The sequence below is a fragment of the Kosakonia sp. R1.Fl genome, assembly GCF_023516815.1.
GTDB lineage: Bacteria > Pseudomonadota > Gammaproteobacteria > Enterobacterales > Enterobacteriaceae > Kosakonia.
On sequence record NZ_JAMGSQ010000001.1, the window covers coordinates 2,959,363 to 2,978,104 of the forward strand.

Consider the following 18,742-nt stretch of genomic DNA (forward strand, 5'->3'; position numbering starts at 1 on the left):
GGTACTGTTATTACGCTAAGTACCCCGTATACTATGTGGTTTTTAACAGGGAGGGGCTCGCGTGTACTCCATTTCTTCGGCGCTTTCACACTTACACCTCTGCCTGACCGACGACATTCCCCGGTCGTCAGGATTTTGCTTTTTTGATGCCCCTTTCCCGTTAAACGACGCTTTTGATCCCCTGACCTGGCTTGCCAGCCAAGGCGTGTGGCCGCAATTTTACTGGCAACAACGTAGCGGTGATGACGAAGCCGCCGCGCTTGGCGCATTGCGCCGTTTCTCTTCTTTACCCTTAGCGCAAGATTTCTTGCAGCAATGCGCTGAAGATGTCCGCATCTGGGGGCTTAACGCGTTTGATCCCACACAAGGCGAACTGTTTTTACCGCGTCTGGAGTGGCGACGGGAAGGCGGTCACGCCTTTCTGCGCGTCTATATTTTCAGCGAGACGTCCCTCTGTGATGATGCACAGCGCGCAATCGCATTTCTTTCGGCGCTGGTGGAATCGACACCGTTGCAAAACGTGCAGCAAACGTGCCTTGAGCAGCATCACATCCCCGAGCGCGATGGCTGGCGAACGCTGATTGCACAGGCGTTGCAAACGCTGGAACGCGGTGAGCTGGATAAAGTCGTACTCGCCCGCGCAACGGATTACCATTTTGCCAGTGCGGTGGACGCCGCCGCGTTGATGGCCGCCAGCCGTCGCCTCAATCATCACTGTTTTCATTTCATGATGGCGTTTAATGCGCAAACGGCCTTCTTAGGTTCAACGCCGGAGCGGCTGTGGCGTCGCCGTGGCTGCGCCTTGCGCACGGAAGCGCTGGCCGGAACGGTGGCCAATCATGAAGATGACCAGCAGGCGCAACAGCTTGCCGACTGGCTAATGGCTGATGACAAAAACCAGCGTGAAAATATGCTGGTGGTGGAAGATATCTGCCAGCGTTTACAGCAGCAAACCGGTGCGCTGGAGGTGCTGCCGCCGAAAGTGGTCCGGCTACGTAAAGTACAGCATCTTCGCCGCTGTATCTGGACCGATCTGCAAACGCCGGATGACGCGCTCTGCCTGCAAATGCTCCAGCCGACAGCGGCAGTTGCAGGATTGCCACGCCGTGAAGCGCGGGCATTTATTGCGCAGCATGAGCCTTTTCAGCGTGAGTGGTATGCCGGTTCGGCGGGTTATCTTTCGCGGCAACAGAGTGAGTTCTGCGTTGCCCTGCGTTCGGCAAAAATTGACGGCAATACCGTACGTCTTTATGCCGGTGCGGGCATTGTTTCCGGTTCAGACCCGGAGCAAGAGTGGCAGGAAATTGAGAACAAAGCGGCGGGATTGCGATCATTATTACAACTTAGTCACGCATAACCGACTCATATCAAAAATACATAGTTCCTGATTACTTATACTAAGCCGTAATATTGATACCGGACAAATTCATGTCGATAAGCTCATTTAACCGACGCTGGGCGGCGGTGATCCTCGAAGCTCTTACCCGTCACGGCGTCAGGCATGTGTGCATTGCCCCGGGATCCCGTTCCACCCCATTAACGCTGGCCGCAGCGGAAAATCACGCCTTTATTCACCACACCCATTTTGATGAGCGTGGTTTAGGCCACCTTGCGCTGGGGCTGGCAAAGGCCAGCAATGAGCCGGTGGCGGTGATTGTGACATCCGGCACGGCGGTGGCGAATCTTTATCCCGCGCTGATTGAAGCAGGGCTGACCGGTGAAAAGCTGGTGCTGCTGACGGCGGACAGACCGCCGGAGTTGATTGATTGCGGTGCTAACCAGGCAATTCGCCAGCCGGGCATGTTTGCCACGCATCCTACGGAATCTCTCGCGTTGCCGCGACCCTCACAGGACATCCCTGCGCGCTGGCTGGTTTCCACCCTTGATAACCTGCTGGGTTCGTTACAGGGCGGCGCGGTACATATTAACTGCCCGTTTGCCGAGCCGCTTTACGGTGAGATGGATGATACCGGCCTTGCCTGGCAGCAGGCGCTGGGTGACTGGTGGCAGTCAGACACACCATGGTTGCGCGCACCGAACAGGGTTAGCAGCGAAACACAGCGCGACTGGTTTTTCTGGCGACAAAAACGCGGTGTGATAGTGGCTGGTCGCATGAGCGCGGCTGAAGGCCGGTTGCTTGCTGAATGGGCGAAAACGCTCGGCTGGCCGCTGATTGGCGATGCGCTTTCGCAAACCGGGCAACCGCTGCCGTGTGCCGATCTCTGGCTCGGTAATGGCCAGGCAGTGGCAGAGCTGAATCAGGCGCAGATTGTGTTGCAGTTTGGCAGCAGCCTGACCGGCAAACGTCTGTTGCAGTGGCAGGCAACCTGCGAACCGGAAGAGTACTGGCTGATTGATCGCCTGCAAGGGCGGCTCGATCCGGCCCATCATCGCGGGCGTCGGCTGGTTTCCAGCATTGCCGACTGGCTGGAGCAGCATCCGGCTGAACCGCGCGCACCCTGGTGCGAGGCGATCCCACGCCTTTCAGCGCAGGCCTGGGAAACCGTTTGTGCGAAGCGTGATATTTTTGGCGAGGCACAGCTGGCGCACCGCATCGCGGATTATTTGCCAGCCCAGGGCCAGCTTTTTCTTGGCAACAGCCTGGTCGTGCGGCTGGTCGATGCGCTGGCGCAACTCCCGGCGGGATATCCGATTTACAGCAATCGCGGCGCCAGTGGTATTGATGGCTTGCTTTCAACGGCGGCGGGCGTTCAGCGTGCTACCGCGCGGCCTACGTTGGCGATTGTGGGCGATCTCTCCGCGCTTTACGATCTCAATGCGCTGGCGCTGCTGCGGCAGGCTTCTGCGCCATTCGTCCTGCTGGTAGTGAATAACAATGGTGGGCAAATTTTCTCGCTACTGCCCACGCCGCCCGCCGAGCGCGAGCAGTTTTATTTGATGCCGCAGAATGTCCATTTTGCGCATGCGGCGGCGATGTTTAGCCTTGCTTACCATCAACCGGAGAATTGGGCTGAGCTTGAGCAGGCGCTGGAAGGCGCCTGGTGCAAGCCAGGTGCGACGGTGATTGAACTGGTGGTGAACGCAACCGACGGCGCGCAGACGTTACAAACGCTGCTGGCGCAGGTGAGCCATCTGTGATCCTGCACGGCCAGGCCATTACTGGACATCGGCTCCAACCGTGGCTGGTGTTTCTGCATGGTTTTTCCGGCGATAACCGTGAATGGCAGCACGTTGGCGACGCGCTGAGTGATTTCCCGCGCTTGTATCTCGATCTGCCCGGACATGGCGATTCAGCCCATATTGGCGTTGCGTCCTTTGATGAGTTGGACGCGCTGCTGCGCACTACTCTTGAGCACTACAACATACGCAACTACTGGCTGGTGGGATATTCGCTTGGCGGGCGCGTGGCGATGTACCACGCCTGCCAGCATCCTGCCGGGCTGTGCGGCCTGGTGGTTGAAGGTGGCCACCCGGGACTGACATCCGCTGACGATCGTGCCCAGCGGCTGCGTAATGATCAGCAGTGGGCTGCGCGTTTTCGCCAGCAGCCATTGAGTGAGGTATTTGACGCCTGGTACCGGCAGCCTGTTTTTGCCACGCTAAGCGAATCGCAACGGGCGGCGCTGGTGGCCACACGCGGCGAGAATAACGGTGCGACGCTGGCAGCGATGCTGGAGGCAACCTCGCTTGCCTGCCAGCCCGATTTGCGCGCCGCACTTCAGACACTTTCTGTGCCAGTACATTATTTATACGGTGAACATGACAGCAAATTTCAGGCGCTGGCGACGCAAGTCTCGCGCCACTGTCACGCCATTCCTGCCGCCGGGCACAACGCGCACCGGGAAAATCCCGCTGCCGTTATTGCCGCCCTGGCGCGTATTCTGCGTCTTGAGACAAAGGACACACTATGATCCACCCAGATGAAAACATGCTTTATGCGCCGGTTGAATGGCGTGACTGTTCTGAAGGTTACACCGACATCCGTTATCAAAAATCGGCCGATGGTATTGCCAAAATCACCATCAACCGCCCGCAGGTGCGCAACGCGTTTCGCCCGCTGACGGTCAAAGAGATGATTCAGGCCATGGCTGACGCGCGCTATGACGACAGCGTGGGCGTGATTATTCTCACCGGTGAAGGGGAAAAAGCCTTCTGTTCCGGCGGCGATCAAAAAGTGCGCGGTGATTACGGCGGCTACCAGGATGACTCCGGCGTGCATCATCTCAACGTGCTGGATTTCCAGCGCCAGATCCGCACCTGTCCGAAACCGGTAGTGGCGATGGTGGCGGGTTACTCCATCGGTGGCGGCCACGTGCTGCACATGATGTGCGATCTGACCATTGCGGCGGAAAATGCCATTTTCGGCCAGACCGGCCCGAAAGTCGGCTCCTTCGATGGTGGCTGGGGTGCGTCCTACATGGCGCGCATCGTGGGGCAGAAAAAAGCGCGCGAAATCTGGTTCCTCTGCCGCCAGTACGATGCTAAACAGGCGCTCGATATGGGGCTGGTCAACACCGTTGTGCCGGTTGCCGATCTTGAAAAAGAGACCGTGCGCTGGTGTCGTGAAATGCTGCAAAACAGCCCAATGGCGCTGCGCTGCCTGAAAGCCGCGCTGAACGCCGACTGCGATGGTCAGGCGGGGCTGCAGGAGCTGGCGGGTAACGCCACCATGCTGTTCTACATGACCGAAGAAGGGCAGGAAGGCCGCAATGCGTTTAACGAAAAACGCCAGCCTGATTTCAGCAAATTCAAACGGAATCCATAATGCGACAGGCGCAGGTTTACCGCTGGCAAATCCCGCTTGATGCGGGTGTGGTGCTGCGTGAGCGGCGCCTGAAAACACGTGACGGGTTGTTCGTTCATCTTCGTGAAGGTGAGCGCGAAGGCTGGGGGGAAATTTCCCCTCTGCCGGGGTTTAGCCTGGAAACGCTGGATGACGTTCAACCGGTTGTGGTGGCGTGGGTAGGTAGCTGGCGCGACGGCGAACAACCACCGCTGCCGGACGAGCCTTCTGCGGCATTTGGTTTGAGTTGCGCGCTGGCAGAGCTTAGCGATGCGCTGCCGCAGGCGGCGGATTACCGCGCCGCGATGCTGTGTAGCGGTGATCCGGACGAGTTGTTCGCCGCGCTTGCTGCTTTGCCGGGTGAAAAGCTGGCGAAAGTGAAAGTGGGGCTGTATGAAGCGGTGCGTGACGGCATGGTGGTCAACTTGCTGCTGGAATCCATTCCCGATCTCCGGTTGCGGCTGGATGCTAACCGTGCCTGGACGCCGCTGAAAGCGCAACAGTTTGCGAAGTATGTCAACCCGGCTTACCGCTCGCGCATTGCGTTTCTTGAAGAACCCTGCAAGACGCGCGAGGAATCACTGGCGTTTGCCCGCGAGACCGGCATTACCCTCGCCTGGGATGAGAGCCTGCGTGACGCAGACTTTCGTTTTGAGCAGCAGCCAGGCGTCGGCGCCGTGGTGATTAAACCGATGTTGACCGGCAGCTTGCAGAAAGTCCAACAGCAGGTTGCAGCGGCGAAAGCGCTGGGGCTGACGACCGTTATCAGTTCGTCACTCGAATCGAGCCTTGGTCTGACGCAACTGGCGCGTATCGCCGCCTGGCTGACGCCGGGAATGGTGCCGGGTCTGGATACGCTGCAATTAATGCAAACGCAGTTGATCCGCCGCTGGCCGGAGAGTGATTTACCCTGCTTGCAGGTTGATGCGCTGGAACCACTGCTATGATTTTTGCCGACTGGCCCTGGCGTCACTGGCGTAAGGTACGTGGCGAGCAGGCGGCAATTCGTCTTGAGCAGCAAAGCCTTAACTGGCGTGAGCTTTGTGTGCGTATTGGCAGGCTGGCCAGCGGGTTTGCCCGCCAGGGTGTACAGACGGGCGACGGCGTCATGCTGCGCGCGCGCAATCAGCCGGAAACGCTGCTGGCGTGGCTGGCGCTGTTGCAATGCGGCGCGCGGGTTTTGCCGTTGAATCCGCAGTTACCCGCCACGCAACTGGATGCGCTGTTAGGGCAGTTGACGCTGCGTTTTGCACTCGACCTGGAGTCGCATGCGGCGTATGCCGGTTTAACATCGCTGGCGCTGAGCGAGGCTGACGGCGATTATGCCGTTGACTGGTGGCCTCAACGGCTGGCCTCAATGACTCTGACTTCCGGTTCTACCGGCCTGCCGAAAGCCGCCGTGCATACCGGCGCGGCGCATCTTGCCAGTGCACAGGGCGTGCTGGCGCTGATCCCGTTTACCGCGAAAGACGACTGGCTGCTCTCGCTACCGCTGTTTCATGTTTCCGGGCAAGGGATTTTATGGCGCTGGCTGCTGGCTGGCGCGCGGATCACCGTGCGACAAAAAGCGCCGCTGGAGCAGGCGCTGGCCGGGTGTAGCCACGCCTCGCTGGTTCCAACGCAGCTGTGGCGCTTGTTGAACGACAATGTACCGGTCTCGCTGAAAGCAGTGTTACTGGGCGGCGCAGCGATCCCCGTCGAACTCACACAGCAGGCCCGCGAGCGCGGGATCCGCAGCTGGTGTGGTTACGGTTTAACTGAATTTGCCTCGACGGTGTGTGCGAAAGAAGCCGATGGCAAACCTGATGTCGGCTACGCGCTGCCAGGGCGTGAAGTGAAAATTGTCGGCGAGGAAGTCTGGCTGCGTGCCGCCAGCATGGCGTCGGGTTACTGGTGCAACGGAGAACCCCTCCCGCTGGTAAACAGTGAAGGCTGGTTTGCCACGCGCGATCGCGGCGAGCTGAACGATGGTCGCCTGACCATTCACGGTCGTCTGGACAATCTTTTTTTCAGCGGCGGGGAAGGCATTCAACCAGAAGAAGTTGAACGCGTTATTGCCCGCCACCCGCAGGTGCAGCAGGTGCTGGTGGTGCCGGTCGATGACGCGGAGTTTGGTCAACGCCCGGTGGCGGTAGTGGAGTGCGCAGGTGACGTAAATGCCGATGCGCTGAGCCAGTGGGTCGCCGATAAACTGGCCCGTTTCCAGCAGCCGGTACGCTGGCTGATGTTGCCCGCAGCGCTTAAAAATGGCGGTATTAAAATCTCCCGTCGCGCCGTTCAGCAGTGGGTTAGCACCCTTGAAGGCAACACGTAAAAATAGCGGCAGGACAATTTTGCGAGCCTTCACGACAAACTGACTGGCCAATAAAACCCCCTCCCGCAAGTGTGTTAGTTTGCGCTCTGGCTTCTGAAACGCAGGGATAGCGATGCCGCATTCATCCTCTTCTACACCGCACGATGCGGTGTTTCGCAAATTATTATCACATGCGCAAACTGCTCGTGATTTTTTCGATATTCATCTTCCAGAGCACTTGATTGCACTGTGTGATCTTTCCACGCTTCATCTGGAGTCGGGCAGTTTTGTTGAGGAAGATCTGCGATATTGCTACTCGGATATTCTCTATTCGCTGAGAACGCGCGCTGGCGACGGTTATCTTTATGCCTTGATTGAACACCAAAGTTCACCTGATAAAAATATGGCCTTTCGCCTGATGCGCTATGCCATTGCTGCAATGCAACGCCATCTTGATAAAGGGCATGGTGAATTGCCAATGGTTATCCCGATGCTTTTTTATCATGGACGCGTCACGCCGTATCCATGGTCGCTACGCTGGCTGGATGCCTTTCAGTTGCCGCAGCAGGCAGAAAAGCTCTACACCAGTGCGTTTCCACTGGTGGATATCACCCAACTTGCCGATGCTGAAATTGTGCAACATCGGCGTATCGCCATGCTTGAGCTTTTACAAAAACATGTCCGGCAACGCGATATGCTGGAGTTTCAGGAGCAACTGGTCAGCCTGCTGGCACTGGGCTACACTGGCGGCGAACAGTTGAAGACGTTGCTGCACTATTTGTTGAAGGTGGGTCATACCGCCGATCCGGCAGCGTTTTTAACCGCCATTGCCAGCAGAACCACGGATCATCAGCAAAAGGAGGCGTTAATGAATATTGCACAATATCTTCGCGAAGAAGGCATGACGTTTGGCCTGAAAAAAGGATTGGCGCAGGGGCGTGCCGAAGGCGTTCAACAAGAAGCGCTACGCATTGCCAAAGTGATGCTGGAAAAAGGAATGGAGCCCGATGTTGTGGCAACATTAACCGGGCTACCGGCGGAAGTGGTGGAAAAGGTCAGCCACTGAGCACGCTTTCAGAGCAACCCTTTCATCCTTAAGGTATTGCGGGTCGCGTCGTTCAGATCGTAGCGGTGCAGATCCGCAGGTTTTACCCATGCGTAATCCTGGAATTCGTCATTAATACTGACGTCGCGATTGGCACTGATGCAGTCAAAAATTAAGTAAATCATGTAGATCTGCTCTTTAATGCCGTCAGCATAGGTTTTCACCCGAATATCGTCGCGAAATGTCCACGGGGTGATTTCTCTCAGCTCCAGCTTGTCGCCCAGTTCTTCACGGATCTCCCGGCGCAGCGCCTCTTCAATCCGCTCTCCAGGCTCCACACCGCCGCCGGATAGTGCCCATTGACCGGGGAAAACACCGCGATCGTCGGCCATTTTACACAGCAAATAGGCACCGTCATTTTGAATCAGGGGGCATACAATTGTCCGTTGTCGCATGGTTAATTCTTTTAGCGTGATGAATAGAATGCGCCATGTTAACGCAAGCGCTGGTGTAGAAAAATTGACCCCGTCTATAGTTACTGGCCTTTTTATTCATTCTGCTGACAGAAAAATAAGCGTACAATCAGAGGCTTTTGGGCATCAGGCCCGTTATGTGCGGAAATCAAAAATGAAGAAGATTGCTTTATTAGGTTTAGCCAGCGTGTTGCTGGTCTCTGCTGGGGCGCAGGCTGTGAGTCTGAACGGCCAGATTGGGAAAGATTACACCAACTTTGGTTTTGGTTTGGGTACCGAAACCAGCGGGATCGCCGTGAGCGGTAACTGGGCACACAGTGAAGATGATGGCGATATCGCCGGCCTGGGGCTCGGTTACAACATCCCGCTTGGTCCGTTCCTTGCGACCGTCGGCGGTAAAGGCATTTATCTGAATCCGGATGTGGGCAGCGAAGGTTATGCCGTTGCTGTCGGTGGCGGGCTGCAGTGGAAAATTGCCAGCAGCTTCAGTATCTTCGGCGAATACTACTACTCACCGGATTCACTCTCCAGCGGCGTAAAAGAGTATCAGGAAGCGAACGCCGGGGCGCGTTACACCATTATGCGCCCGCTGACGGTTGAGGCTGGTTACCGCTACATCGACATGACCGGTAAAGAAGGGCGTCGCGACAACGCGGTTGCCGATGGCCCCTATGTTGGCGTTAGCGCCAGTTTCTAATCCCCTGGCGCGGCCTCTGTCCGCGCCCGTTTGTCTCCGTTTTTCCTCTGCGCATGCGCTATAGTGTTTCAACCTCGATTGCAGGAGCTAACGATGTTAAATGTGGAGATGTTATCGACCGGCGATGAAGTGCTGCATGGCCAGATTGTGGATACCAATGCGGCTTGGCTGGCTGACTTTTTCTTTAACCAGGGGTTGCCTCTCACGCGCCGTAACACCGTGGGCGATAACCTTGATGATTTGGTCGCTATCCTGCGTGAACGTAGTGAGCACGCGGATGTGCTGATTGTGAATGGCGGTCTGGGGCCGACCAGCGACGATCTCAGCGCGCTGGCGGCGGCGACTGCTAAAGGCGAAGCGCTGGTGCTACACGAAGCGTGGCTGGCACAAATGGAACGCTTCTTTACCGAACGTGGTCGCGTAATGGCGCCAAGTAACCGCAAACAGGCCGAGATCCCGGCCAGCGCCGAACTGGTGGATAACCCGGTCGGTACTGCCTGTGGTTTTGCTCTGCAGCTCAACCGTTGCCTGATGTTCTTCACACCGGGCGTACCGTCGGAATTTAAAGTGATGGTGGAACAAGAAATTCTGCCGCGCCTGCGCGCCCGCTTTACCTTGCCGGAGCCGCCGGTTTGCCTGCGCTTAACCACTTTTGGTCGCTCAGAGAGCGATCTGGCGCAGAGTCTGCAACACCTTCAACTGCCGCCAGGCGTGGTGATGGGCTACCGCTCTTCCATGCCGATTATCGAGTTAAAACTGACTGGCCCGGCAGAACATCGCGCCGCGATGGAAGCGCTGTGGCCGGAAGTGAAACGTGTCGCCGGGGAAAGTTTGATTTTTGAAGGCACCGAGGGTTTACCGGCAGCACTTGCCGCAACCCTGCGGGAACGTCAGCTCAGCCTGACACTGAGCGAACAGTTCACCGGCGGTCTGGTGGCCTTACAGCTTTCCCGCGCTGGTGCGCCGCTGCTGGCCAGCGAAGTGTTACCGTCGCAGGCGGAAGCGCTGGCGCAAAGCGCTCGCTGGACCACCGAGCTGCGCAATCGCCATCTCGCCGGGCTGGCGCTGACAGTGACCGGTCTTGAAGAGGATCATCTCAACTTCGCGCTGGCGACGCCGGAAGGCACCCGCGCGCTGCGAGTGAAATTCAACACCAACCGCCACGGGCTGGTGGTGCGCCAGGAAGTGTGCGCCATGATGGCGCTGAACATTCTGCGCCGCTGGTTAGCGGGCAAAGACATTGCCAGCGATCACGGCTGGATCAATGTGGTGGAAACACTGTCGGTAGAGTGATCGCTGAGGGTAACGGCATGCCGTTACCCCAATGCGTTTGCCAGTAGCGTAATGGGATGTTCACAGCGTTTGCTGGTGGACATCTCAATTTGCCATTTGCAGGTTTCACAATCCGTCACCACCAGATCCGCACCGCTGGCTTCTATTTGCTCGAACAACGGCGCGCCAATCGCCTGCGATGTCGGGTAGTTTTCGCTTTTAAAGCCGTAGGTGCCGGCAATCCCGCAGCAACGCGAATCCAGCACCGTTAATTCAAGCCCGGGGATGCGCCGCAGCAGTTCCAGCGTGTAGTGCGACCAGCCCATTTTTTCCATATGACATGGCGTGTGGTAGACCACTTTTAGCGGCGTTTCTTTCAACGGCAATGCGCGACCTTCGTCGAGCATGCGCCAGATCCAGCGCGTGGCTAAATCGATATGCGAGCGCAGATGGCTATTATCCACATCCAGCAGGTGAGGATATTCGTCGCGCAGCGTAAAAGCGCAGGTGGAAGAGGTGGCGATAACCGGCAATCCCTCCGTGCCGATAGCCTGCTCCAGCGAGCGCACATTAAACTGCGCCTGTTTTTTCGCTTTATCGAAAAAACCATTCGCAATCAGTGGTACGCCACAGCACTTTTCCCGCTGCAATAACTGTACGCCGATGCCCATATGGTTCAGCACACGGATCAGATCTTTACCCAACTGGGGATGGTTGTAATTCACGTAGCAACCGTGGAAAAACGCCACCTGCTGCGCAAATGCCTGTTGCTGCGCGGCAATGCTGCGATACCAGCGGCGAAATGTACCGCTGGAATATTTTGGCAGCGTGCGGTGGTGATCGATTTTTAATGCGGTATCCAGTAACTGGCGCACGGGTTTGAGTGATGTTGCCGCATTCACCAGCGGTGCCATCGGTGTTGATAGCGTCCCCATCAGGTCGGTGTGGCTGAGAATGGCATTTCGTATGGAGAGCTTTTTCGGCGCGTACTGGGCACGGGCGCGCTGAATAATATCGCCAATTTTCACCCCGGACGGGCAGACAGTTTCGCAGCGTTTGCAGTTGGTGCAGTACTTCAGCGCATCATCATACAGCGCGGCGTCTTTTAACCGCAGACGTTCGCCATCAGGCCCTGCCTGCTTCGGGCCAGGGTAAGCAGGGTTGACGCGGCTGACCGGGCAGGCGGTGGTGCAAACGGTGCATTTAATGCAGCTTTCAAATTGCGTATTGTTCATTGTTCGCCTCCCTGTGCGCTAATTTGCTGTGCGGCATGCAGCGCGGTAACGACGCAAACGCCGCCGCCGCACCCCTGGGCGATGGCATCAAAACCGCCCAGCACGGAACCAACCACATAGAGATTGTTCACCGCGTTGCCCTCGCGCAGGCCGTGTAGTTGCGCGTCGGTCTGCACGCCAAACTGCTGCCACGGTTGGCTGTCAAACACATTATCGCGATACCACTCCTGACGCTGCGCGCTTTGCAGCACGTCGAGATCAAACACCGTTTCCCGCACGCGATCGCGCCCGGCAACCAGCCCGTTACTGAAAAAACTGCCGCTGGCGAGCACCACATTGCGCGCACGCAGCGGGATATCTTCATGTTTACGCGTCCACACTTGCGTTACGCGCTGGTCGGCGATATCGGCACGCAGTACCTCGTCACCGGGCATCCAGTTACCGCCGCTGCGTATAAACGCCTGTTGCAGGAGTTGTTGCATGCGCATACCCGGTACAGATGGCGGCAGCGTAGGCAGCAGGCGCAGCGGGCAGGCCAGTTGCTGGTTGAGGCGCGTAAAGACGCTGCTGTCCGTCAGACCAAAGCAGGCGGGCAGATAGAGCATCGCGTAGTGCTGGCTTAGCGGCAGCAGCGCTTCGTACAGGGCGTTGTAGTGCTCGGGTGCGTCCAGCTGGTGGGCGATATTCACCGCGCGAAATTCACTGGGGTTATCACGCAGCCGATCCAGTAGCGGCAGATCTATCTCTTCTGCCTGCGCGTCAATACCGCGTTTACGCAGGGCACCAGCGGCAAGCTGCGGCTGGAAATCAAGAAAACCACTGATACCGACCACGCCAGTGTGCTGGTGGGTTTCTGTTTTTACCGGCACTTCCCACGGGCTAAGCCAGACGGTGCGGAATGTGCCAAGCGGTGTTACGCGCTGGTGCGGCGTATCAACATCGCCCTGTAACGCCAGCCCGCAATCTGCCAGCAGCGTCTGCGCCTGGTGTGCATAGTGGCGAACCTGGTCTGCGCCGAGCCGGGCATAAGGGTGATTGGCATGGTGCTGCTGGAGGTGCGCGATGGCGCTATCAAGCGTATTGATGGGCTGGCCGTCGGGTAAGTGTGAAAGTAAATCCAGTGAGCCGGAGGAGAAGCTCAGAGTACTCTGTCCGCGGCTGACAATGGCGCAGCGCTGGCCGCTCTGCGCAAGACGGATCCCGCAGACTAAACCGGCCAGCCCGCCCCCGATAATAACCGTATCAAATCTCATCTTCCGCCTCCTTTTCCAGACCGCACAACCCCTGATAAACCCAGCGTGTGAATTCACTTTCACGCAGCGCATCGCCCCAGGCGACGGGTTTAACTCCTTTCCAGCGTTCATTAAGAAAACCGGCCAGTTGATGCAGAGATTCACTTTCGGTCGTGACATGCATGCGGTTAAGCAACCCGGCGGCACGACAGGCGCACAGCTCGCCCTGGCAGGTGCCCATCCCGACGCGTGTGCGGCGGCGCAAATCCAGCAGCGAGTGGACATTGAGGTTTTCGACCGCGTACTGCACTTCCCCGGCGGTGACGGCTTCACATTCGCAAACCAGGCTGCGGTTATGTCTGTCGCTGCCAAGCCAGGCTGGCGTACGATCACCATGGCGATAGACCGCCGAACCACGTAGCGGCGTCGGCAGGGAAATGATTTTTTTGAGCGCCTGTTCTGTCGGCTCGCGGGAGCCTGGCAGCGGCGCGGTGGCGGTGGTGCAGGGGGCATGATGATTGAGCTTGCGACACACGGCATCCGTTGCCCATTCGGCCATCAGCCGGTAAGTCATCAGCTTGCCGCCGGTAATAGTGATAAACCCTTCCAGTCCGTCGCGCTGCGCGTGGTCCAGCAACACAATTCCCCGGCTGACATTGCGTCCGCTCGGATCATCATCGCTGGCGACCAGCGGTCGCACACCGGCATAAGCACGCAGAATGCGCGTTTTCGCCATCACCGGTGCCAGTTTTTCCCCTTCGCGCAGCAGAATATCCACTTCGTCAGGCGTGACGCGCAGGTTATCAATATCGGCATAATCAATATGCGTTGAGGTGGTGCCAATCAGGGAAATCGTGTCGCCTGGCACCAGAATATCGGCATCGGCGGGTTTGCGGCAGCGGTTGATGACGTGCTGGTTAATGCGATGATCGAGGATCAGCAGCGCGCCTTTCGCGGGGAACATGCGGATGCTCAGATCGGCATACTCAGCGATACGCTGGCCCCAAATCCCGGCGGCATTCACCACCACTGGCGCATGAAGTTCCTGGGTTTCACCACTGGCAGGGTGATATAGCCGCACACCGCTCACCGTGTCGCCGTGGCGGATCAGGCCACATACTTCATGTCCGGTGAGGATTTTGGCGCCGTGCTCGCGCGCGTCCAGCATATTGCTGGCGGTGAGGCGGAAAGGATCCACCGTGCCGTCTGGTACACGCACCGCGCCGATCAGTGCCGGGTTGACGCCTGGCTCCATGCGCAGCGCCGCCTGCGGTGAGATGGCCTGCGCCGGGATCCCCGCTTGCAGACAGGCGTCAATAAACTGGCTTTGATAGACCAGATCATCTTCCGGCAGGGTAATAAACAGGCCGTCTGTTGGTTCGATACAGTGGCGGGCGATGCGTTTGAGGATCTGGTTTTCGGCAATACATTCACGCGCTGATTCGTTATCGGTCACCGCGTAACGCGCACCGCTGTGCAGTAAGCCATGGTTACGGCCGGTCGCGCCGGTGGCGATATCGTGGCGTTCAAGCAGCACCACGCGCAAGCCGCGCAGGGCGCAGTCGCGGGCGATGCCTGCGCCGGTCGCGCCGCCGCCGATAATAATCACATCGTAGTCACTGGAGTTGCGCATGTTCGCGTCCTTCTGGTCGACGTTCCTTAGCAACCATTTAGCCATACTATGATTGTGGTTTGTTTGATATCGCGCATATTCGAGCAAAAAACGAAAGTGAAACGCGCTTTCATGCGTGAAGTTAGATGTTTGTCATATTTCTGTAACAATACCTGCGACAACTCATTCACTCTGGTTAAAACTTTCACTACAATCCGCCGCGAATAACTCTGGTTATGTTCGTTTTCACTCATGAATGAAAGATATGAGTCTTACCGCGCCACGGAGGCCGCTATGTTGAGTATTTTTAGACCTGCCCCCCATCAATCGCGTCTGCCCGATGCGCAAATCGACCCGCTGTACCGGCGGTTGCGCTGGCAGATTTTCCTCGGCATCTTCTTCGGCTATGCCGCTTACTATCTGGTGCGTAAGAACTTTGCGCTGGCAATGCCGTATTTAGTCGAACAGGGCTTTTCCCGTGGCGATCTGGGGTTTGCGCTGTCCGGGATCTCCATTGCCTACGGTTTTTCGAAATTTATTATGGGTTCGGTGTCGGATCGCTCGAATCCGCGCGTTTTCCTGCCCGCCGGGTTAATTCTGGCGGCGGCGGTGATGCTGGTTATGGGCTTCGTGCCGTGGGCAACCTCAAGCATCATGGTCATGTTTGTGCTGCTGTTCCTGTGTGGCTGGTTCCAGGGGATGGGCTGGCCGCCGTGTGGGCGTACCATGGTGCACTGGTGGTCGCAAAAAGAGCGCGGCGGCATTGTGTCGGTATGGAACTGCGCGCATAACGTCGGCGGTGGCATTCCTCCGCTGCTGTTCCTGTTGGGGATGGCGTGGTTTAACGACTGGCACGCGGCGTTATATATGCCCGCGTTTGGCGCGATTCTGGTGGCGATTCTTGCCTTCGCACTGATGCGCGATACGCCACAATCCTGCGGCTTACCGCCGATTGAAGAGTACAAAAACGATTACCCGGATGATTACAGTGACAAACACGAAGAGGAGTTGTCCGCAAAGCAGATTTTCATGCAGTACATCCTGCCGAACAAACTGCTGTGGTATATCGCGGTCGCGAACGTTTTTGTTTACCTGCTGCGCTACGGCATTCTCGACTGGTCGCCGACCTACCTGAAAGAGGTGAAACACTTCGCGCTGGATAAATCCTCGTGGGCCTATTTCTTCTATGAATATGCGGGCATCCCCGGCACGCTGCTGTGCGGCTGGATGTCGGACAAAGTCTTCCGCGGAAACCGCGGCGCAACGGGCGTGTTCTTTATGACACTGGTGACCATTGCGACTATCGTTTACTGGTTGAACCCGGCGGGCAACCCGAGCGTGGATATGGCCTGCATGATTGTCATCGGCTTCCTGATTTATGGCCCGGTGATGTTGATTGGTCTGCATGCGTTGGAGCTGGCACCGAAAAAAGCGGCGGGTACGGCGGCGGGCTTTACCGGCTTGTTTGGCTATCTTGGTGGTTCTGTCGCCGCCAGCGCGATTGTCGGTTATACCGTTGATTTCTTCGGCTGGGATGGCGGCTTTATGGTGATGATTGGCGGCAGCATTCTGGCGGTTTTACTGCTGGTTATCGTGATGATTGGCGAGAAACGTCACCATGCCGACGTGCTGGCGCGTCGCAGCTAACAGGGAGCACTGATGAAAACCACTTTCACCCGTATGACCTCAAGCCTGCTGCTGGCAGGCGCGTTAACCAGCCAGGCGCTGGCCGCCGATAAAATCGTTATCGCCCATCGTGGCGCCAGCGGTTATCTGCCGGAACATACCTTACCGGCGAAAGCGATGGCCTATGCGCAGGGCGCGGATTTCCTGGAACAGGATCTGGTGATGACCAAAGACGACCAGTTGGTTGTCTTGCACGATCACTATCTCGACCGCGTAACGGATGTCGCGGAGCGCTTCCCACAGCGCGCGCGTAAAGACGGGCGTTACTATGCCATCGACTTTACGCTCGACGAGATCCGCTCGCTGAAGTTTACCGAAGGGTTCGAGCTGGAAAAGGGCAAGAAAGTGCAGGTCTATCCGGGGCGTTTCCCGATGGGCAAATCCGATTTCCGCATTCATACATTTGAAGAGGAGATCGAGTTTGTGCAGGGGTTAAATCACTCCACTGGCAAAAACATCGGTATTTATCCGGAGATCAAAGCGCCCTGGTTCCACCATCAGGAGGGGAAAGATATTGCCGCAAAAACGCTGGAAGTGCTGAAAAAGTACGGTTACACCAGCAAGCAGGACAACGTTTACCTGCAATGTTTTGACGTCAATGAGCTTAAGCGCATTAAGAATGAGCTGGAACCGAAGATGGGGATGGATCTTAAACTGGTGCAGCTGATTGCGTATACCAAATGGAATGAAACGCAGGAGCAGCAGCCGGACGGCAAATGGGTGAATTACAGTTACGACTGGATGTTCAAACCCGGCGCGATGAAGCAAATCGCGCAGTATGCCGACGGCATCGGCCCGGACTACCACATGCTGGTGGCGGACGGTTCAAAACCGGGTAACGTTAAGCTAACGGCAATGGTGAAAGAGGCGCATGCCAGCCATTTGCAGGTCCATCCGTTTACCGTACGCGCGGATCAACTTCCGCCGTATGCCAGCGATGTGAATCAGCTCTATAAGGTGTTGTATCAGCAGGCGGGTGTCGATGGTTTGTTCACCGATTTCCCGGATAAAGCGGTGCAGTTTTTACAGCACAAGTAAAACAAAAGGGCCTGTGAAGGCCCTTTTTTACATCTCGATTTCGATATCGCCTTTCGCCCGGCAGCAGCAGGGCAAAATTTCCCCTTCGTTGATAAAGGCCAGCGGCTCGGCAATCCAGTCAACCTGGCCTGCCACCAGGCGGCAGCGGCAGGAGCCGCAGTAGCCTTCGCGGCACTGGTACTCAACTTCCACCTGGTGCGATTCGAGCGCCACCAGCAGGGAAGGGTGCTCATCCTGGCACTGGACGTGCGTGCCGGAAAGGCTAAGCGTAACGCGGCTCATCAGAGCTGGAAGCTGCTCAGATCGTCGGTGTCGACTTCAGAGTCGATCTGGCCGACCAGATAGGAACTCACTTCCACTTCCTGCGGTGCCACCTGGACGTTATCGGAAACCAGCCAGGTGTTGATCCACGGAATCGGGTTCGAACGGGTCTGGAACGGTAAGTCGAGACCGACTGCCTGCATACGGATGTTGGTGATGTACTCAACATACTGGCAGAGAATGTCTTTGTTCAGGCCGATCATCGAGCCGCCCTGGAACAGGTATTCCGCCCACTCTTTTTCCTGCAATGCCGCCTGCACGAACAGGTCATAGCACTCCTGTTTGCACTCTTCGGCGATCTCGGCCATTTCCGGGTCATCTGCGCCGGAACGCAGCAGGTTCAGCATATGCTGGGTGCCGGTCAGGTGCAGAGCTTCGTCACGGGCAATCAGGCGAATGATTTTGGCGTTGCCTTCCATCAGCTCACGCTCAGCGAAAGCGAAGGAGCAGGCGAAGCTGACGTAGAAGCGAATCGCTTCCAGCGCGTTCACGCTCATCAGGCACAGGTAGAGTTTTTTCTTCAACTCGCGCAGGCTGACGGTCACGGTTTTGCCATTGACGTTGTGCGTGCCTTCTCCCAGCAGGTGCCAGTAGCTGGTCATTTCAATCAGCTCGTCGTAGAAGTGCGAGATGCCTTCCGCGCGCTTGAGGATCTGCTCGTTGGTGACGATATCGTCAAACACCACCGCCGGATCGTTAACGATGTTGCGGATGATGTGGGTGTAAGAGCGTGAATGGATCGTTTCTGAAAACGCCCAGGTTTCTACCCAGGTTTCCAGTTCCGGGATAGAGATCAGCGGTAGCAGCGCGACGTTCGGGCTACGACCCTGAATGGAATCCAGCAGCGTCTGGTATTTCAGGTTGCTGATAAAAATGTGCTTTTCGTGTTCTGGTAGCGCCTGGAAATCGATACGGTCGCGGGAAACGTCAACTTCTTCCGGACGCCAGAAGAAGGAGAGTTGTTTCTCAATCAGCTTTTCGAAAATGTCATATTTTTGCTGATCGTAGCGCGCCACGTTAACCGGCTGGCCGAAAAACATCGGCTCCAGCAACTGATCGTTTTTCGTCTGTGAAAAAGTGGTGTATGCCATGGA

17 protein-coding genes are annotated in these 18,742 nt (G+C 57.0%); 11 read left to right on the top strand and 6 right to left on the bottom strand.

The window, feature by feature from the left end; all coding sequences use genetic code 11:
* The first annotated feature begins 61 nt into the window (after positions 1-61).
* From menF to M8Q36_RS13965, 7 genes are all read left to right on the top strand, one after another.
* Positions 62-1,357: an isochorismate synthase MenF gene (gene menF, locus M8Q36_RS13935; protein ID WP_249881260.1), complete on the top strand. Its 1,296-nt coding sequence runs from the start codon at positions 62-64 to the stop codon at positions 1,355-1,357.
* 71 nt (positions 1,358-1,428) lie between these two features.
* Positions 1,429-3,099 (top strand): 2-succinyl-5-enolpyruvyl-6-hydroxy-3-cyclohexene-1-carboxylic-acid synthase, encoded by a 1,671-nt coding sequence (menD, locus tag M8Q36_RS13940; protein ID WP_249881261.1) that lies wholly within the window; start codon positions 1,429-1,431, stop codon positions 3,097-3,099.
* Positions 3,096-3,872: a 2-succinyl-6-hydroxy-2,4-cyclohexadiene-1-carboxylate synthase gene (gene menH / locus M8Q36_RS13945; RefSeq protein ID WP_249881262.1), complete on the top strand. Its 777-nt coding sequence runs from the start codon at positions 3,096-3,098 to the stop codon at positions 3,870-3,872. The genes menD and menH overlap by 4 nt, the downstream gene beginning before the upstream one ends.
* The gene (gene menB, locus M8Q36_RS13950; RefSeq protein WP_249881263.1) at positions 3,869-4,726 is read left to right on the top strand and encodes a 1,4-dihydroxy-2-naphthoyl-CoA synthase; all 858 of its coding nucleotides are present in this window, start codon (positions 3,869-3,871) and stop codon (positions 4,724-4,726) included. Before menH ends, menB begins: the two co-directional genes overlap by 4 nt.
* A complete protein-coding gene (menC, locus tag M8Q36_RS13955; RefSeq protein WP_249881264.1) occupies positions 4,726-5,691 on the top strand; it encodes an o-succinylbenzoate synthase in 966 nt (321 codons plus the stop codon). The genes menB and menC overlap by 1 nt, the downstream gene beginning before the upstream one ends.
* Entirely contained in the window at positions 5,688-7,058 is a 1,371-nt protein-coding gene (menE, locus tag M8Q36_RS13960; protein ID WP_249881265.1) for an o-succinylbenzoate--CoA ligase, read from the top strand. Before menC ends, menE begins: the two co-directional genes overlap by 4 nt.
* A 112-nt stretch (positions 7,059-7,170) precedes the next feature.
* Positions 7,171-8,103, top strand: a complete 933-nt coding sequence (locus M8Q36_RS13965) for an Rpn family recombination-promoting nuclease/putative transposase (RefSeq protein ID WP_249881266.1) — start codon at positions 7,171-7,173, stop codon at positions 8,101-8,103.
* Positions 8,104-8,111: 8 nt separating this feature from the next.
* Here the strand turns inward: M8Q36_RS13965 and nudI are convergent, their stop codons facing one another.
* Positions 8,112-8,537 (bottom strand): nucleoside triphosphatase NudI, encoded by a 426-nt coding sequence (gene nudI / locus M8Q36_RS13970; RefSeq protein ID WP_249881267.1) that lies wholly within the window; start codon positions 8,535-8,537, stop codon positions 8,112-8,114.
* A gap of 172 nt (positions 8,538-8,709) precedes the next feature.
* On the opposite strand from nudI, the gene M8Q36_RS13975 reads away from it, so the two are divergent.
* Both M8Q36_RS13975 and M8Q36_RS13980 read left to right on the top strand, forming a co-directional pair.
* A complete protein-coding gene (locus M8Q36_RS13975) occupies positions 8,710-9,252 on the top strand; it encodes a YfaZ family outer membrane protein (protein WP_020454509.1) in 543 nt (180 codons plus the stop codon).
* A 93-nt stretch (positions 9,253-9,345) separates the two neighbouring features.
* Entirely contained in the window at positions 9,346-10,545 is a 1,200-nt protein-coding gene (locus tag M8Q36_RS13980; protein ID WP_020454508.1) for a nicotinamide mononucleotide deamidase-related protein YfaY, read from the top strand.
* 23 nt (positions 10,546-10,568) lie between these two features.
* Here M8Q36_RS13980 and glpC read toward each other — a convergent pair whose 3' ends face one another.
* Genes glpC through glpA form a run of 3 tightly spaced genes read right to left on the bottom strand, consistent with a single transcriptional unit; the run spans position 10,569 to position 14,624 of the window.
* The gene (gene glpC / locus M8Q36_RS13985) at positions 10,569-11,759 is read right to left on the bottom strand and encodes an anaerobic glycerol-3-phosphate dehydrogenase subunit GlpC (protein WP_249881268.1); all 1,191 of its coding nucleotides are present in this window, start codon (positions 11,757-11,759) and stop codon (positions 10,569-10,571) included.
* The gene (glpB, locus tag M8Q36_RS13990) at positions 11,756-13,012 is read right to left on the bottom strand and encodes a glycerol-3-phosphate dehydrogenase subunit GlpB (protein WP_249881269.1); all 1,257 of its coding nucleotides are present in this window, start codon (positions 13,010-13,012) and stop codon (positions 11,756-11,758) included. The genes glpC and glpB overlap by 4 nt, the downstream gene beginning before the upstream one ends.
* Positions 13,002-14,624 carry an anaerobic glycerol-3-phosphate dehydrogenase subunit A gene (gene glpA / locus M8Q36_RS13995; protein WP_249881270.1) on the bottom strand — a complete coding sequence of 541 codons (1,623 nt, stop codon included), beginning with the start codon at positions 14,622-14,624 and terminating at the stop codon, positions 13,002-13,004. Before glpA ends, glpB begins: the two co-directional genes overlap by 11 nt.
* A gap of 273 nt (positions 14,625-14,897) precedes the next feature.
* Between glpA and glpT the strand changes: the two genes are divergently transcribed.
* Positions 14,898-16,250 (top strand): glycerol-3-phosphate transporter, encoded by a 1,353-nt coding sequence (gene glpT, locus M8Q36_RS14000; RefSeq protein ID WP_249881271.1) that lies wholly within the window; start codon positions 14,898-14,900, stop codon positions 16,248-16,250.
* A 12-nt stretch (positions 16,251-16,262) separates the two neighbouring features.
* The gene (glpQ, locus tag M8Q36_RS14005) at positions 16,263-17,327 is read left to right on the top strand and encodes a glycerophosphodiester phosphodiesterase (protein WP_249881272.1); all 1,065 of its coding nucleotides are present in this window, start codon (positions 16,263-16,265) and stop codon (positions 17,325-17,327) included.
* Positions 17,328-17,354: 27 nt separating this feature from the next.
* On the opposite strand, the gene yfaE is transcribed toward glpQ, so the two are convergent.
* Both yfaE and nrdB read right to left on the bottom strand, forming a co-directional pair.
* Positions 17,355-17,609, bottom strand: coding sequence for a class I ribonucleotide reductase maintenance protein YfaE (gene yfaE, locus M8Q36_RS14010; protein WP_017458569.1), 255 nt, complete (start codon positions 17,607-17,609; stop codon positions 17,355-17,357).
* Complete coding sequence (gene nrdB / locus M8Q36_RS14015) at positions 17,609-18,739, bottom strand: class Ia ribonucleoside-diphosphate reductase subunit beta (protein WP_017458568.1); 1,131 nt, start codon at positions 18,737-18,739, stop codon at positions 17,609-17,611. The genes yfaE and nrdB overlap by 1 nt, the downstream gene beginning before the upstream one ends.
* Between the last annotated feature and the right edge of the window lie 3 nt (positions 18,740-18,742).